The organism is Devosia sp. GW821-FHT12F11 (assembly GCF_058806655.1).
This window is the reverse complement of sequence record NZ_JBXAPX010000004.1, coordinates 292,268-307,840: the sequence shown is the minus strand read 5'-3', so window position 1 is coordinate 307,840 and position 15,573 is coordinate 292,268. Positions and strand designations below refer to the sequence as shown.

Sequence of the window (15,573 nt, the reverse complement as noted above, 5' to 3'; positions counted from 1 at the left end):
CCGGCGGTTGCGTACCCCTCATCCGCCCTTCGGGCACCTTCTCCCACAAGGGGAGAAGGCGATCGCAGCGCGCTCGAGGCGTGCGGACAGGATCAAAGAATGACCAAGCACGTCGCCGTCCTGATGGGCGGCATTTCGAATGAGCGGCCGGTGTCGATTTCCTCGGGCACGGAGTGTGCTCGTGCGTTGCGCAATGGCGGCTACCAGGTTACCGAGGTCGACGTCGGCTATGACATCGCCGAGGTGCTGCGTGAGCTGAAACCCGACGTCGCCTTCAACGCGCTGCACGGCCGGTACGGCGAGGATGGCACCATCCAGGGCGTGCTGGAGTTCCTGCGCATCCCCTATACGCACTCGGGCGTGCTGGCCTCGGCGCTGGCGATGGACAAGCACCAGGCCAAGATCATGTTCAGGGCGGCCGGCATCCCGGTCACCGACCACACCATTGCCAACCGAGCTGAAGTCGCGCGCGCCCACGTCATGGCGCCGCCCTATGTGGTAAAGCCCATTTCGGACGGCTCGAGCTTCGGCGTCTTCATCGTCAAGGCCGACCAGTCGCACCCGCCGCAGGAACTGCTGCGCGAGGACTGGAACTCGGGCGAAGAGGTGATGGTCGAGCGCTATATCCCCGGCCGCGAGCTCACCTGCGCGGTGATGGGTGACGTGGCGCTCGGCGTTACCGAGATCATTACCGACCTCAGCTTCTACAATTATGAGGCAAAGTACGCCCATGGCGGCTCGCGCCACGTCATTCCGGCTGAAATTCAACCGAAAATTTACGACAAAGTGCAGAAGATGGCGCTTAAGGCGCATGCTGCGCTTGGGTGTCGGGGCGTGTCGCGGAGTGACTTCCGCTACAACGACCAGGCAGGGCCGGACGGCGAGCTCGTCTGCCTCGAGATCAACACCCAACCAGGCATGACCGAAACGTCACTGGTTCCCGAACAGGCCCGCCATGCTGGCCACTCGTTCGAGGAATTGGTTGCCTGGATGGTGGAGGATGCGAGTTGCAACAGGTAGGGGCAAAGAGTTTCGCCAACGCCCAGCCTGTCGATCCCTATCATTTCCCCGTTCCACTTCCCCGCACCGGCCGGCGCGCCCTGGTCAAGGCCAGCCATGTGTGGGTGCTGCACAAGCAGGTCATCACCCGCATCGTCGCGGCGATCCTCGCGCTGCTCGTGGCCTTCGGCCTCTATGAGGCGCGCGATGTCATCGGCTCGGTTGGTCTCACTGCCTACCGGTTCGTCCAGGGCGAGTTCGCCCAGGCCGGCTTCGGCATCGATGCGATCGAGATCACCGGGCAGACGCTGACCGACGACAAGGACATCATCACGCTGTTGACCGTCGGCACCGGCAATTCGACGCTGACCTTCGATGCGCAGAAGGCGCAGGCGCGGCTCGAGTGGCTGCGCGCGGTGAAATCCGCCACGGTCCGCAAGGTCTATCCCAACCGCGTCATCGTCTCGATCGTCGAGAAGGTGCCGGTGGCGCGCTGGCGCATCGGCGACACGACCTGGCTGATCGACGAGACCGGCAAGAAGATCGGCACCGACATCAGCTCCTATACCGATTTGCCGCTCTTGATCGGGGAGGGGGCCGGCGATGACGGCGTCGCCATGGTTCGCGTGCTCGCCCGTCATGAAGGGCTCGACGACCAGTTGGCCGCGCTCAGCCGCATCGGCGATCGCCGCTGGGATCTGATCTATCGCAATGGCCTGCGCGTGCAATTGCCCGAAAGCGGCGTGGCGCAGGCGCTCGACCAGCTCGAAATGTACCAGACCGACTATGCGCTGCTCGAGCGCGACGTATCGGTAATCGACCTGCGCGTTCCCGGCATCGTCACCCTGAAGCCCGGCGAGATCGCTGCGGCGCAGATCGCCGAGGCCAAGGGCGGCAAGGGCAAGAAGCCCGCCAAGAAACTCTCCGGCGCCCCTGCGGCGACCGCTCCTGCCGCGACGCCTCAGGCCGCGGCTCCCGTCGTGCCTGTAACTCGGACTCAGTAAGACCATGATGACCGATGCCCTGACCGCGCGGCTCAAGCCCGTACAGCCCGGCCGCACTTCGCTGGTGACGGTGCTCGATATCGGCTCGACCAAGATCTGCTGCGTCATCGCGCGGCTGGTGCCGCGCCCCGAGGGCAAGTCGCTCAGGGGCCGGACTCACAATGTCGAAGTCATCGGCTTCGGCTACGGCCCCTCGTCCGGCATCAAGAGCGGCGTCATCACCGACCTCGACAAGGCCGAGCAGGCCGTGCGCACCGTCGTCGGCATCGCCGAGCGTGCGGCCGGCGTCACCGTGCAGTCGGTGATCGTCAACGTCACGGCCGGTCGTCTCGGCTCGGAAACTTTCTCGGCCGGCGTCAACCTTGGCGGACAGGAAGTGGAACGCGCCGACATCCAGCGCGTGCTGCGCGCGGTCAACGAGCGGTCGGTCCGCCCCGAGCGCTCGATCGTCCATGCACTGCCGATCGGCTACGCGCTCGATGGTCAGAAGGGCATCAAGGATCCCAAGAACATGGTCGGCGAGAAGCTGTCGATCGATGTCGCGGTGATCTCGGCCGAAACCCTCGCCATGCGCAATATCGAGCTGGTGCTGCACCGCTGCCACCTGCAGATCGAAGCATTGATGGCGACCCCGTATGCCTCGGGCCTTGCCACTCTCGTCGACGACGAGAGCTCGCTCGGCGTCGCCTGCATCGACTTTGGTGGCGCGACCACCACGGTCTCGGTGTTCTCCGAGGGGCAACTCGTCTATGCCGACGCCATCGCGATCGGCGGGCATCATCTGACGCTCGACATTGCTCGCCAGCTCTCGGTCGGCATCGCCGACGCAGAGCGACTCAAGACCATGTATGGTTCGGTGCTGCCGGGGCAGGCCGACGAGCGCGACATGATCGCGATTACGCCGGTCGGGGCGACTCGCGACGAAGCACCGGGGCAGATTCCGCGCTCGCACATCACCCGCATCATCCGTCCGCGCGTCGAGGAAGTCCTTACCGCCATCAAGGACCGCATGCAGGCGACCGGCATGATGGATATCTGCGGCCGCCGATTCGTCCTGACCGGCGGCGCCAGCGAGCTCACCGGCCTGCCGGAAGTGGCGCGGCGCGTCTTGGCCCGCAACGTCCGCAACGGCCGCCCGATGGGTATCTCCGGCCTGCCCGAGATGGCCAAGGGCCCGGGATTCGCGACGGTTGCGGGGATGCTCATCTACCCGCAGGTCTGCGCCCAGGAGTTCGTCGAGCCGCTTCGCTCGGCCCGGCTCACCGGCACCGACGGCTATTTCGCCCGCGTCGGTAACTGGCTTCGCACCAGCTTCTGAGTCTCGGCGCTCCCGGTCCGGGACGCCACCCGACGCCCTCAACTTCATGCTTAACGTAACGTATCCAAACGCTTAGGCTGCCTTGCAAATTGCCATCACGTTAACGGTTTTGAGGGCATTGTTAGGGTCTGGTTAACGAATTGGCGACTAATACTGGTCTCACACGCCACTCATGGGGCCATCATGACCATCAACCTCACCATCCCGGATATTCAAGAACTGAAGCCGCGCATCACCGTGTTCGGTGTGGGCGGGGCTGGCGGCAACGCGGTCAATAACATGATCGCGTCGGGCCTTTCCGGAGTGGACTTCGTCTGCGCCAATACCGACGCACAAGCCCTGGCGCTCTCGAGCGCGCAGCGGATCATCCAGCTGGGCGTCTCGGTCACCGAGGGTCTCGGTGCCGGCTCCCACCCGGAAGTGGGCAGGGCGGCGGCTGAAGAGAGCTTCGACGAGATCAACGATCACCTGAGCGGCGCGCATATGGTGTTCATCACCGCGGGCATGGGTGGCGGCACCGGTACCGGCGCGGCACCGGTGGTGGCTCGCGCAGCCCGCGAGCAGGGTATCCTGACCGTTGGCGTCGTGACCAAGCCGTTCCAGTTCGAAGGCAACCGCCGCTCGCGTCTGGCCGAGGACGGCATCGACGAGTTGCACCGGCATGTCGATACGCTGATCGTCATTCCGAACCAGAACCTCTTCCGCGTTGCCAACGAGAAGACCACCTTCGCAGACGCCTTCAAGATGGCGGACCAGGTGCTCTACTCGGGTGTCGCCTGCATCACCGACCTGATGGTCAAGGAAGGCCTGATCAACCTCGACTTCGCCGACGTGCGCGCCGTGATGCGCGGCATGGGCAAGGCGATGATGGGGACGGGCGAAGCGTCCGGCGAGGATCGGGCGCGGCACGCCGCCGAGGCGGCGATCGCCAACCCGCTGCTCGACGATGTGTCGATGCAGGGGGCGCGTGGCCTCTTGATCTCGATCACCGGCGGTCCTGACCTCACCCTTTACGAAGTCGACGAGGCGGCGAGCCGCATCCGCGAGGAAGTCGACTCGGATGCCAACATCATCCTCGGCGCCACGTTCGATCCGGATATGACCGGTACGATTCGCGTCTCCGTCGTTGCCACCGGCACCGACGCGACGATGGTCCAGGCGCTTGAGCCGATGAAGGCCAACCCGGCCCGCGTGCCGCTGCAGGCCGCGGTGATGCGTCAGGCGATGCCGGAGCGTATTCCGGTGGTCGCTGAAGCTCAGCCTGAGCCTGAATTCGAGACTCAGGTGGAGCAGGCGGTCGCCGAGGCGATCTCCTACGCCGAGCCGGCCTACCAGGAGTATCAGGAAGACGACGGCATCACCGTCGAGCCGTATATCCCGCAGGCCAGCCACACGCACCTAGAGGAAGCGCCGCGACTCATCGAGGCGCCGATTCCCAGCGCTTATGTGCCCTCCAGCGCCGAGCGCCCCGACGGACAGCGCCGGATGCCGCGCACCGAGGAGTTCCCGGCTGTTGCAAGGCAGTCACTCGCAGCGCAAGAAAAGCAGGAGCCGGAGCCGCGTAACGCACGTGCGCTGTTCAAGCGCCTGGCCTCCAATGTCGGCATTAGCCTTAAGTCGAATGAACCGACGCGGGCCGAGCCAGCGGTCGAGCCGAGTGCCGACGACGCCGCGGCTCGCAGCGCCATCGAGGCCGGAGGAGCCCGGAATGCGCGGGTTTCCGGTGGTGCTGAGGGCGCTCGCGGCAATGCCGACCAGTACGGTCGCGTACAGCCGCAGCCGGCTCAGAAAGAGCACATCGAGATCCCTGCCTTCCTCCGCAAACACGGCTAATAGCCGCGGGGGAAAGCCCGAATACATGGCCCCGGCGCGGCTTCCGCGCCGGGATTTTATTGTCTATGACTGCACCGGGTCGCAGACGGGGCTGGAGTCCTTAGAGCATGCATAAACTTTCGGCGCGGCAGCGGACTTTGGCCGATGCGCTCGAATTCAGCGGTTTCGGTGTTCATTCCGGCGCCCCTGTTACCCTCACGCTTGAGCCTGCTGCGCCCGATAGCGGCTACACTATCACGCGCCTGCTCGATGACGGTCGCCGTCACGGGCCGGTGCCGGTGCACTTCTCCCGCGTAACCCGGACCACGTTGTGCACCACGCTCGACCTCGGCGACAGCGTGTCCGTCGCCACCGTCGAGCATGTGGTTTCGGCGCTTTCCGGCATGGGCGTCGACAATGCCCACATGGTGCTGACCGGCGGCGAATGCCCGATTCTCGACGGCAGCGCCTGGCCGTTCGTCGAGGCCATCCAGCAGGTCGGGCTGATGGTGCAGCCGGCGCCGCGCCGCTACATCAAGATCATGCGCCAGGTGCTGGTGCGCAACAACGAGGCCTCCGCTGCGCTGGAGCCGTATAACGGCCGGCTGCTGGACCTCGAGATCGATTTCGACAGCCGCGTCATCGGCCGTCAGCGGATGATCTTCGACTGGACGCCGCGCAAGTATTACGAGGACGTGTCGCGGGCCCGCACCTTCGGGTTCGTGCGCGACGCCAAGATTCTCCGCCAGGCGGGCTATGCGCTCGGCTCCTCGATGGAGAATTCGATCACCGTGCACGAGGATCGGATTCTCAATCCGGGTGGCCTGCGTTACGAGGACGAGTTCGTCCGGCACAAGCTGCTCGACGCCATCGGTGACCTGGCGCTGTGCGGTCTGCCGATCTACGGCCGGTTCCGTTCCTACAAGGGTGGCCACGCCCTCAATGCCCTTGTGCTCCACGGCCTTTTCGCCAGCGAAGCCAATTATGAGATCGTCACGGCGGACCAGTTGCCGGCGGCGTTCGATGCGCTGGATGACATGCCCGAAGGGCTCAACGTACAATCGTACCTGCGGTCGGTTGGCTGACCGCCCGCGCCACAGTTTTGATTTTTTTTGTCAGTAGTTCGCCTGCCACGTTAGGGTAGTGCGTTAAGGGATGGGGCAGGTCGTGACGATCTCTCAGCATGCAGGTGTTTCGAGCCGGTTCGCACGTTTCGTGCTGATGGGCGCTGTCGTGGTGCTGCTCGCCGGCTGCAACCTGTTCGGCCAGCCCAAGATCAAGGAAGAGGCGATCGTTCCGCCCGAGACCCTGTACCAGCAGGCGCTCGATGAAATGGACAAGCAGCGCTACGTCACTGCCGTCAAGACGCTGGAGAAGCTCGAGCGTCAGCATCCGTTCTCGGAGTTCAACGAGAAGGCCAAGCTGATGCAGGTCTACGGCAACTATCGCATCGGCAAGTTCGAGGAAGCGATTCTCGCTGCCGACCGCTATATGGCGCTCTACCCGGGCTCCAAGGAGCTGCCCTACGTGCTCTACCTCAAGGGCAATTCGTATTTCGGGCAGATCAAGGACATCACCCGCGACCAGCAGATCTCGAAGAATGCCATCGAGACCTACAGCATGATCATCGCCAACTATCCTGACAGCAAGTACGCCAAGGATGCGCAGGAAAAGATGGTGGTCGGTGTCGATCAGATCGCCGGCAAGGAGATGTCAGTCGGTCGCTACTATCTGGGTAACGGCAACTATCCGGCGGCGATCAACCGCTTCCGCGTGGTGGCCGAGCAGTTCCAGACCTCGACCCACATCGAAGAGGCGCTGTATCGCCTGACCGAGGCGAACCTGGCGCTCGGCCTGGTCTCCGAGGCGCAGACCGCTGCGGCCGTGCTAGGCCACAACTATCCGCAGAGCAGCTGGTACAAGCAGGCGTTCGACCTGCTCGCCAAGCAGGGCATCTCGCCGCAGGTAAACGCCGGCAGCAGCCTCGCGCAGCTCAAGAAGAGCTGAGGTGATTGCTCGTCGCGCTTTCGAGGGGGAAAAGTCTGTAACTTTTCCTGAAAGCGCGCCGGGCGGGCTACAAGTCTGTTGCCTGTTTGTTCCCCTTTGAGCTAAGCTGCAAAGCGCGAGTTTGTTCGGCCCCGTTCGGCCGGTCGACCACCGAGGGGCCACTCCCGAATGCTCAATGCGCTTTCGGTTCGAAACATCGTCCTGATCGATCAGCTCGATCTCACGCTCGAAGACGGCCTCACCGCGCTCACCGGTGAGACCGGTGCGGGCAAATCCATCCTGCTCGATGCGCTGACGCTGGCCCTGGGCGGGCGCGGTGACGCCTCGCTGGTCAGGGCAGGGGCCGAAAGCGGGCAGGTGGTGGCCGTGCTGCAGCTGCCGCGCAATCACCCGGCACGCGAGGCGCTGCGCGAGAACGCCATCGCCGACGATGAGGATATTATCCTGCGCCGCGTGCAACTGGCCGATGGCCGCACCCGCGCCTTCATCAATGACCAGCCGGTTTCTGCCGGGCTGCTGCAGGCCGTCGGCCGGCTGATCGTCGAAATCCATGGGCAGCATGACGATCGGGCGCTGATCGACGTCGCGACGCACCGCTCGGCGCTCGATGCGTTCGGCGGCCACGAGTCGATGGTCAGCGCGGTGTGGAGCACCTACGAAGCTCTGGTTGAGGCAGACGCCGCCGTCGCCGGCCAGCGCGCCGTGATCGCCGAGGCGATGGCCCGCGAGGAATATGCCCGTCATGTCGTCACCGAACTGGGCGAGATGCATCTGGAGGCGGGCGAGGAGGAGGTCCTCGCCGAGCGCCGGCAGCGGCTGATGACGCTGGAAAAGGCCGCCGAGGAAGTCCGCGACGCCGATGAAATCCTCAACGGCCCGACGGCGCCGGGGCCGGTACTGGCCGGCTTGATGCGGCGGCTGGTGCGCAAGGCCGATGCCGGAGCCGCGGTGTTCCAGCCGATCGTCGAGGCGCTCGATACGGCGCTCGTCTCGCTCGACGCTACTTCCGATGCACTCGAAGTCCTGAAGCGCGACATGGCGTTCGATCCGGCCGATCTTGAAAAGGTCGAGGAGCGGCTGTTCGCGTTGCGCGCCGCCGCTCGCAAGCATCACACCACCTGCGACGGGCTCACCGAGGTGCTGGCCAAGTACCAGAACGATCTCGACATGCTGCAGAGCGGCGAGCAATCGCTGAAGGCGCTGGAGGTCGCAGCCGAGGCCGCCCGCGGCGCCTATTCGGCGGCCGCCTCCGCCCTCAGCGCGGCGCGCGAAAAGGCCGCCGGCGCCCTCACCAAGGCCGTGGAAGCCGAACTGCCGGATCTGAAGCTGGGGGCCGCCAGGTTCATCGTCGACCGGCAAGTCGATCCGGCCCGTGTCGCCGCCTCCGGCCACGATCAGATCGCCTTCCACGTGCAGACCAATCCGGGCACCCAGCCGGGGCCGATCCTCAAGGTCGCCTCAGGTGGCGAGCTCAGCCGGTTCCTGTTGGCGCTCAAAGTGGTGCTGGCCGATCGTGGCTCGGCGCCGGTGCTGATCTTCGACGAAATCGACACCGGGGTGGGTGGCGCCGTCGCCGACGCCATCGGTCGCCGGCTGGCGCGACTCGCCGGCAAGGTGCAGGTGCTCACCGTTACCCACGCCCCGCAGGTCGCGGCGCGGGCGCAGAGCCACCTGTTGATCGAAAAGCAGGCGATCGAAGAGGGGGCGTTCGTGCGCACGCATGTGCGCCGCCTCGACGGCAAGGCGCGGCAGGAAGAGGTGGCGCGCATGCTGGCCGGTGCCAAGGTCACCGACGAGGCGCGCGCCGCAGCCGGGAAGTTGATTTCGGAGGTATCGTGAGCGAGGCGGAACGTGAGATCGAGAGCTTCTCTGAGGCGGAGGCCAAGGCGGAGCTCGACCGGCTGCACGAGGTGCTGAGCGAGGCCGACCGGGCCTATTTCGAGAACGACGCCCCCGAAATCACCGACGCCGAGTATGACGGGCTGAAGCGCCGCTACCAGGCGTTCGAGATTGCCTTCCCCCAGCTCAAGCGAGCGGACAGCCTCAGCGACAAGGTCGCCGGTGCGCCGGTCGAGGGCTTCAGCAAGGTCCGGCACGCGGTGCCGATGCTCAGCCTTGCCAAGGCTTATAGCGACGAGGACGTGGTCGATTTCATCGAGCGCGGCCGCCGCTTCTTCGAGCGCGACAAGGATCTGAAGCTGGTGTTCACCGCCGAGCCGAAGATCGATGGGCTGTCGGCATCGCTGCGTTACGAGAACGGGTTGTTCGTGCAGGGCGCGACCCGCGGCGACGGCACGGTGGGCGAGGACATTACTGCTAACCTCCGCACCATCTCGGACATCCCGCACAAGCTCAAAGGCTCGGGCTGGCCGCAGACCATCGAGATTCGCGGCGAGGTCTATATGACCATGGCCGAGTTTGAGGCGCTGAAGGCACGGTCGGCAGCAGTCGGCGGGCAGGAATACGTCAACCCGCGCAATACTGCGGCCGGTTCGCTCCGGCAGAAGGATCCGTCGGTCACCGCCAGCCGCAACCTCAAGTTCTTTGCCTATGCCTGGGGCGCCAGCTCGGCGGAGCCAGCGGCCACGCAGTACGAGGCAGTGCAGAAGTTCGGCGAGTGGGGCTTTGCCATCAGCCCGCTGATGGTGCGCGCCAGCTCGGTCGAAGAGCTGATCGCCCAGTACAGGAAGATCGAGGAACTGCGCTCCTCGCTCGGCTACGACATCGATGGCGTGGTCTACAAGGTCGACAACCTCGAACTGCAGCGGCGCTGGGGCTTTTCGAGCGGCGAGCCGCGCTGGGCCGTGGCGCACAAGTTCGCCGCCGAGCAGGCAACGACCACCATCCGCGCCATCGACATCCAGGTCGGACGCACCGGCACGCTGGCACCGGTGGCGCGGCTCGCACCGGTCGGCGTGGGCGGCGTGGTGGTGGAGAACGTGACGCTCCACAACGAGGACTACATCGCCGGCATCGACTCGACCGGGGCGCCGATTCGCGGCGACGAGCCGATCGACGTGCGCATCGGCGACACGGTGGTGATCCAGCGCGCCGGCGACGTGATCCCGCAGATCGTGCGCGTGGTGCTGGAAAAGCGCCCGGCGGACGCCGTGCCCTATGTGTTCCCGCATGTCTGCCCGGTCTGCGGTTCGCCGGCGACGCGCGAGCTCAACGAGAAGACCGGCAAGGAAGATTCGCGCCGCCGCTGCACCGGCGAGTTGATCTGCGCGGCGCAGGCGGTCGAGCGGCTGCGCCATTTCGTGTCGCGCGGCGCCATGGATATCGAAGGGCTGGGGTCGGAGAATATCGACCTGTTCTTCAACTCGGGCCTGGTCAAGACCGCCGCGGACATCTTCACCCTGCGCGATCGTCGGCCGGAAGTGCAGCAGGCGTTTGCGGCGCGGCGTGACGAGCAGGCGCGGCTCCGCGAGGCAGCGTCGGGCAAGACGCGCAAGAATGCCCGCAGCGTCGAGGACCGGAGCTTTGAAGGGCTGGAAAAGCTGTTCGCCGCCATCGACGCCAGGCGCGAGCCGGAGCTCGATCGGTTCATCTTCGCGCTCGGCATCCGCCATATTGGGGAGACGACTGCGGCGGTGTTGGCCAAGACGTTCTCGACCATCGAGGAACTGATCCGCGTCGGCAAGGAGACAGCTGCTCATGCCGACGATCCGCATTCGGTGTTCCCATCGGTCGATGGCATTGGTGATACCGTCATCGAGGCGCTGATCGATTTCTTTGGCAACGAGCGCAATGACGATGTGCTGGATGCGCTGCTGCGGCAGGTGCGACCCAGGCCCTATGTGGTCACCGTCTCTGCCACCAGCGAAGTTGCCGGCAAGACCATCGTGTTCACCGGCAGCCTCGAGAAGCTGACCCGCGGCGAAGCCAAGGCGATGGCGGAGCGGCTTGGCGCCAAGGTGGCGGGCTCGGTGTCCAAGAACACCGACATCCTTGTCGCCGGGCCCGGCGCGGGCTCCAAACTGAAGGATGCCCAGGCGCTCGGCATCCTTATTCTCGACGAAGATCAATGGCTTGAGTTGGCGGCCAAGTAGTCGACCTTCGGGCATGCCACTGTTTCGCTGAACCGGTGACATGCTAGGAGTCTTTGTTTTGTCGCGCTTTCGGGGCGGAAGAGCCTGCAACTTTTCCTGATAGCGCTCTAAGGGAGAACCGGGATGCTGAAACTGGCGACTGTCGTGTTGTGCGCGGCGCTGTCCGTCCCTGTGCTGTCTTGCCCGGTGCTCGCCGGCGAGGCGGGGGACCTGGCGCGCAAGCACCTCTATGAGGGAACGATCGGGCAGGGCCTTACCGAGCTGAAGCCGTTCTACGAGCGGCAGGATCTCGAGGGGCGGTTCGGCGTCGGGCTGCTGAGCTTCATCCAGGGTGTCGAGCATTTTGGACAGGGGCTCTACCGCCACGGCTTCGCTTCGCCCGATGCCGGGCCGATCATGGGGGCGCCACTGGCCATGCCGGTGCCGGTCAATCCCAACCCCGAACCGCTCGACTACGACAAGTTCCGGGCTATCCTGCAACTGCTGGTCGACGACATGGACGCGGCCCGCGATGCTCTGCTGACGGCGGGCGAGACCGGCGACTACGTCGTTCCGGTCGAAGTGCTGAAGGTGCGGATCGATCTCGACGGCGATGGCAAGGGCAGCGAAACCGAGACCATCGGCAACGTCCTCAACGCCATGTTCGGCGCGGCAACCGTGCCCGGTCCGACCGACCCGGGCGCGCCGGCGCCGACGCCGCCGACACCTCCCGATTCCACCATCGGCTTCGACCGGGCCGATGCGGTCTGGCTTGCCGGGTATTCGCAGGTGCTCGCCGCGCAGGCGGATTTCCTCCTCGCACACGATTTCCGGGCGCTGTTCGAGACCACCTTCCACCGGCTGTTCCCGCGCGCCGGGCTGCCGATGCAGGAATATACCCGCTCCACCGGCACGCTGATGCTCGATCCGGAATCGGACAACGCCATTGCCGATGCGCTGGCGGCCATCCACCACCTCAACTGGCCGGTCACCGATGCGGACCGGCTGAAGCGCGTGCTGGCCCGCTTCAAGGCGATCACCGGGCTCTCCCGTCGCAACTGGGAGGCGATCCTCGCCGAGACCGACGATAATCGCGAGCTGCTGCCGAGCCCGAAGCAGACCGGCATCACGCCTGATGCCAAGATCACCGATGCGCAGGTGAAGGCGTGGATGGCGACGCTCGACACCGCCGACCTGATCCTCGACGGCAAGCTGCTGGTGCCGCACTGGCGTTTCCAGAAGGGTTTTGATCTCAAAGCCTATTTCGAGAGCGCCAAGAAGACCGACCTGGTGATGCTGATCACCGGGTATGACGCGCTGCCGTTCCTCAAGGACGGCCCGATCGCCAGCGCCGAGTCGTTCGCCGAGGCCAATGCGGTGTTCGGCGATGCGCTGATCGGCTATGCCTTCTGGTTCAACTGAGGTCTGTTATGCGCCTGCTGATCGCTGCCGCCGCGCTTCTGCTCCTGGGACAACCCGTCCTCGCGCAATCGTTCTCCGACCCCAAGGCGCTGCTCGAGGCGCTTTATGCGGGCTACATGCCCCCCAATGCCTATCCGCCCGATGAGGCGCCGCTGCAGAGCGAGCGGCTCAACGGGCTGTTCGAGAAGGATCAGCAGGAAGCGAATGGCGAGATCGGCCGCATCGATTTCGGTCCCTACATCAACGGGCAGGACTATCAGGTCAGCGACCTCGTTATCGGCGAACCCTGGCCGGCGGCAAGGCCGTGGTGAAGGTGACCTTCCGGAACTTCGACACCCCGCAGGAGCTTGGCTTCCTGCTGGTGGACGAGGATGGCTGGAAGATCGACGACGTGTGGGGCGGCAGCCCTGACTACAGCTACGACCTGCTGGATATCCTGCAGTCGCCGCTGCCTTGATTGCAGCACGGCGCAGCCCTCAATGCGCCCAAAGCCCTTGCTAGCCGGGTGCAATCGAAACTGGGCACGACGGGGCGGTCATGCGTCGCATCATAGCAAGTCTCCTGCTGATCATCGGCTTTACCGGCGCGGCGAGCGCCTATGACAATCCGAAGGCGCTGGTCGAGGCGATCTACCAGCCTTACAGCGCCGGCCAGAAGCACGAGGACGGGCTCGAGCAGTTCTACTCGGCGCGGCTCAAGGACCTCTACGCCGCCAATATCGAGCGGCAGAGCGTCGACCAGAAGGGCGCTGCCGTCGATCCGGATGCGCCCGACATGCTGGCGTTCGACCCGTTCATCGAGGGACAGAATTCCTTGCTGCTCGATCTGGTGATCGGCGAGCCGGTGCTGAACGGCGATCGCGCCGTTTCCACCGTGAGCTTCCACAATTTCGACCACCTGAGCCTGATCAGCGTCGCCATGGTACGCGAGGCCGACGGCTGGAAGGTCGACGACGTTGCCTCCCTCGCCGGCAGCCAGAACTGGCTGCTGTCCTGGCTGCTGCAATATGATCCGTTCGGCGTGAACTGAGGGCTATCCTCCCCCGCCACGCGGGGGAGGATCACGGAGAGGCTGGCCTCAAATCTCCCGCGTCGCTTCCTTCAGCCAGGCTTTGGCCTCGCCCTTCAGCTGCGGGCCGATCTCCTTGAAGACGCGCTTGTGGTAGGCGTTGAGCCAGGCCTTCTCCGGGCCGCTGAGCTGCGTTTCGTCGATCAGGCGCAGGTCGATCGGGGCGAGCGTCAGCGTTTCGAACTCGAGGAACTTGCCCTCGCCGCCGACAGCGCTCTCCTGCACGACGAGCAGGTTCTCGATGCGGATGCCATAGGCGCCGGCCTTGTAGTAGCCGGGCTCGTTCGAAGTGATCATCCCTGGCTCGAACGGCACCGAGTAGCGGCTCGAAATCCCGATCGGGCCTTCATGCACCGAGAGGAAGGCGCCGACGCCGTGCCCGGTGCCATGGTTGTAGTTGATCCCGTCTTCCCACAGGAACTGCCGCGCCAGCACGTCGAGCTGGGCGCCGGTCGTGCCCCTGGGGAAGCGCGTCATCGAGATGGCCATCATACCGCGCAGCACGCGGGTGAAACGATCCTTCTGCTCGGCCGTGGCCTTGCCGGTGAACATGGTGCGGGTGATGTCGGTGGTGCCCGACAGGTATTGCGCGCCGGAATCGACCAGCATCAGCTCGCCCGGCTTCAGCTGCCGGTTGGTCTTCTCGTCGACCCGGTAGTGGATCACCGCGCCATTCGGGCCGGCGCCCGAGATGGTGTCGAAGCTGATATCGACCAGACCGGATTCCTCGCGCCTGAAACTCTCGAGCGCGGTGGCGACACCGATCTCGTCGAGCTTGCCCTTGGGCGCCTCCTGGTCGAACCAGTGGAGGAAGCGCGCCATCGCCACGCCGTCGATCTTGTGCGCCTCGCGCATGCCGGCGAGCTCGGCGTCGTTCTTCCGGGCCTTGGGCAGCAGCACGGGGTCGCGCCGCTCGATCAGCGTCGCCTCGCTGACGCCACCGATCGCCTGCGCTACCGCGACCGGTACCGTTGCCGGGTCGAGCATCACTCGCTTGTCGCCGGCGCCGAGCTTGCGCAGCGCGGCGACCATGGTGGTGACATCGGCGACCTTGGCCAGCCCCTCGAGGCCGTGGCGCAACTCGGGCGTGATCTTCTCCTTGTTGAAGAACAGCGTCGGCATGCCGGATTTCGGCACCAGCGCGAAGCACAGCACCACGGGCACATGCGGCACGTCGCGGCCGCGCAGATTGAACAGCCAGTTGATCGATTCCGGCACCGTCAACACCAGGGCGTCGGCATTGTCCTCGCCCATGGTGGCGCGAATCTCGGCCAGCTTGTCGGGCGCGGTCTTGCCGGCTCGGTTATGGCCGAGGAACTCGATCGCGGCGTTCGGCGGAAGAGGGCGGTCCGTCCAGGTCTGGTCGACGAGATTGGCGACCGGCACCAGCGTCGCCTTGCCGCTCAGCTTCTTCTCGAGGTCGGCGATCTCGCTCGGCGTATGCAGCCATGGGTCGAACCCAAGCTTGCCGTTCCTGGGCACGAAATCGGCGAGTTTGGGCGATAGCCCGCCCTGGCTGGCCTCCAGCACGGTGATCAGTTTGGTGTCGGTCTCCGCCGGCGCCTGCAGAGTGTAGCGGCCGTCCACGAACAGTGCGGCCTTCTTGGCCCCGATGATGGCGAGGCCGGCCGAACCGGTGAAGCTTGTGACATAGGCGAGGCGCGCCTCGCTCTCGGGCACCATCTCGCCGCGATGCGCATCGGTGCGCGGCACCAGGAAAGCGTCCACGCCGGCATCCCGCATGGCGGCGCGCAGCGCCTTGAGACGTGGCGCCACGGTCTTGGGGTCGGTGCGGATGTCGAAGCTCTGGTAGACGGTCGGGGCGAAGTCGCTGTCGGTCATGATGTTTTTGCCGGGGAGGAGAATGGCGCGGACCCTAACAGAGGAGGGTGGCCCGCAAAAGCCGCGCCGG

13 protein-coding genes are annotated in these 15,573 nt (G+C 65.3%); 12 read left to right on the top strand and 1 reads right to left on the bottom strand.

The window, feature by feature from the left end; translation table 11 throughout:
* The first annotated feature begins 99 nt into the window (after nucleotides 1-99).
* From AC1ROK_RS14340 to AC1ROK_RS14285, 12 genes are all read left to right on the top strand, one after another.
* The gene (locus AC1ROK_RS14340) at nucleotides 100-1,020 is read left to right on the top strand and encodes a D-alanine--D-alanine ligase (RefSeq protein WP_492847968.1); all 921 of its coding nucleotides are present in this window, start codon (nucleotides 100-102) and stop codon (nucleotides 1,018-1,020) included.
* Nucleotides 1,008-2,003 (top strand): cell division protein FtsQ/DivIB, encoded by a 996-nt coding sequence (locus tag AC1ROK_RS14335; RefSeq protein ID WP_492847966.1) that lies wholly within the window; start codon nucleotides 1,008-1,010, stop codon nucleotides 2,001-2,003. The genes AC1ROK_RS14340 and AC1ROK_RS14335 overlap by 13 nt, the downstream gene beginning before the upstream one ends.
* Before the next feature lie 4 nt (nucleotides 2,004-2,007).
* Nucleotides 2,008-3,321, top strand: a complete 1,314-nt coding sequence (gene ftsA, locus AC1ROK_RS14330; protein WP_492847964.1) for a cell division protein FtsA — start codon at nucleotides 2,008-2,010, stop codon at nucleotides 3,319-3,321.
* A 183-nt stretch (nucleotides 3,322-3,504) separates the two neighbouring features.
* A complete protein-coding gene (gene ftsZ / locus AC1ROK_RS14325; RefSeq protein ID WP_492847962.1) occupies nucleotides 3,505-5,154 on the top strand; it encodes a cell division protein FtsZ in 1,650 nt (549 codons plus the stop codon).
* Nucleotides 5,155-5,261: 107 nt separating this feature from the next.
* Nucleotides 5,262-6,218, top strand: coding sequence for a UDP-3-O-acyl-N-acetylglucosamine deacetylase (lpxC, locus tag AC1ROK_RS14320; RefSeq protein WP_492847960.1), 957 nt, complete (start codon nucleotides 5,262-5,264; stop codon nucleotides 6,216-6,218).
* A gap of 82 nt (nucleotides 6,219-6,300) precedes the next feature.
* Nucleotides 6,301-7,140 (top strand): outer membrane protein assembly factor BamD, encoded by an 840-nt coding sequence (locus AC1ROK_RS14315; RefSeq protein WP_492847958.1) that lies wholly within the window; start codon nucleotides 6,301-6,303, stop codon nucleotides 7,138-7,140.
* Nucleotides 7,141-7,308: 168 nt separating this feature from the next.
* Complete coding sequence (recN, locus tag AC1ROK_RS14310; RefSeq protein ID WP_492847956.1) at nucleotides 7,309-8,979, top strand: DNA repair protein RecN; 1,671 nt, start codon at nucleotides 7,309-7,311, stop codon at nucleotides 8,977-8,979.
* Entirely contained in the window at nucleotides 8,976-11,192 is a 2,217-nt protein-coding gene (gene ligA / locus AC1ROK_RS14305) for an NAD-dependent DNA ligase LigA (protein ID WP_492847954.1), read from the top strand. Before recN ends, ligA begins: the two co-directional genes overlap by 4 nt.
* 123 nt (nucleotides 11,193-11,315) lie before the next feature.
* Nucleotides 11,316-12,593, top strand: a complete 1,278-nt coding sequence (locus tag AC1ROK_RS14300; protein ID WP_492847952.1) for a hypothetical protein — start codon at nucleotides 11,316-11,318, stop codon at nucleotides 12,591-12,593.
* A gap of 8 nt (nucleotides 12,594-12,601) precedes the next feature.
* Nucleotides 12,602-12,904, top strand: a complete 303-nt coding sequence (locus AC1ROK_RS14295; protein ID WP_492847950.1) for a hypothetical protein — start codon at nucleotides 12,602-12,604, stop codon at nucleotides 12,902-12,904.
* 2 nt (nucleotides 12,905-12,906) lie between these two features.
* On the top strand, nucleotides 12,907-13,050 hold the full coding sequence (locus AC1ROK_RS14290) for a hypothetical protein (protein WP_492847948.1): 144 nt from the start codon (nucleotides 12,907-12,909) through the stop codon (nucleotides 13,048-13,050).
* Between the two features lie 80 nt (nucleotides 13,051-13,130).
* Nucleotides 13,131-13,622, top strand: a complete 492-nt coding sequence (locus AC1ROK_RS14285) for a YqhG/Tai3 family protein (RefSeq protein WP_492847946.1) — start codon at nucleotides 13,131-13,133, stop codon at nucleotides 13,620-13,622.
* A gap of 48 nt (nucleotides 13,623-13,670) precedes the next feature.
* Here AC1ROK_RS14285 and AC1ROK_RS14280 read toward each other — a convergent pair whose 3' ends face one another.
* Nucleotides 13,671-15,503 carry an aminopeptidase P family protein gene (locus AC1ROK_RS14280; RefSeq protein WP_492847944.1) on the bottom strand — a complete coding sequence of 611 codons (1,833 nt, stop codon included), beginning with the start codon at nucleotides 15,501-15,503 and terminating at the stop codon, nucleotides 13,671-13,673.
* Between the last annotated feature and the right edge of the window lie 70 nt (nucleotides 15,504-15,573).

Bases quoted from the DNA above. Each gene is read 5' to 3' on its own strand.
- AC1ROK_RS14295 (WP_492847950.1), top strand. From the start codon at position 12,602: ATGCGCCTGCTGATCGCTGCCGCCGCGCTTCTGCTCCTGGGACAACCC.
- lpxC (WP_492847960.1), top strand. From the start codon at position 5,262: ATGCATAAACTTTCGGCGCGGCAGCGGACTTTGGCCGATGCGCTCGAA.
- AC1ROK_RS14280 (WP_492847944.1), bottom strand. From the start codon at position 15,503: ATGACCGACAGCGACTTCGCCCCGACCGTCTACCAGAGCTTCGACATC.
- recN (WP_492847956.1), top strand. From the start codon at position 7,309: ATGCTCAATGCGCTTTCGGTTCGAAACATCGTCCTGATCGATCAGCTC.
- AC1ROK_RS14285 (WP_492847946.1), top strand. From the start codon at position 13,131: ATGCGTCGCATCATAGCAAGTCTCCTGCTGATCATCGGCTTTACCGGC.
- AC1ROK_RS14340 (WP_492847968.1), top strand. From the start codon at position 100: ATGACCAAGCACGTCGCCGTCCTGATGGGCGGCATTTCGAATGAGCGG.
- ftsA (WP_492847964.1), top strand. From the start codon at position 2,008: ATGATGACCGATGCCCTGACCGCGCGGCTCAAGCCCGTACAGCCCGGC.
- AC1ROK_RS14300 (WP_492847952.1), top strand. From the start codon at position 11,316: ATGCTGAAACTGGCGACTGTCGTGTTGTGCGCGGCGCTGTCCGTCCCT.
- ftsZ (WP_492847962.1), top strand. From the start codon at position 3,505: ATGACCATCAACCTCACCATCCCGGATATTCAAGAACTGAAGCCGCGC.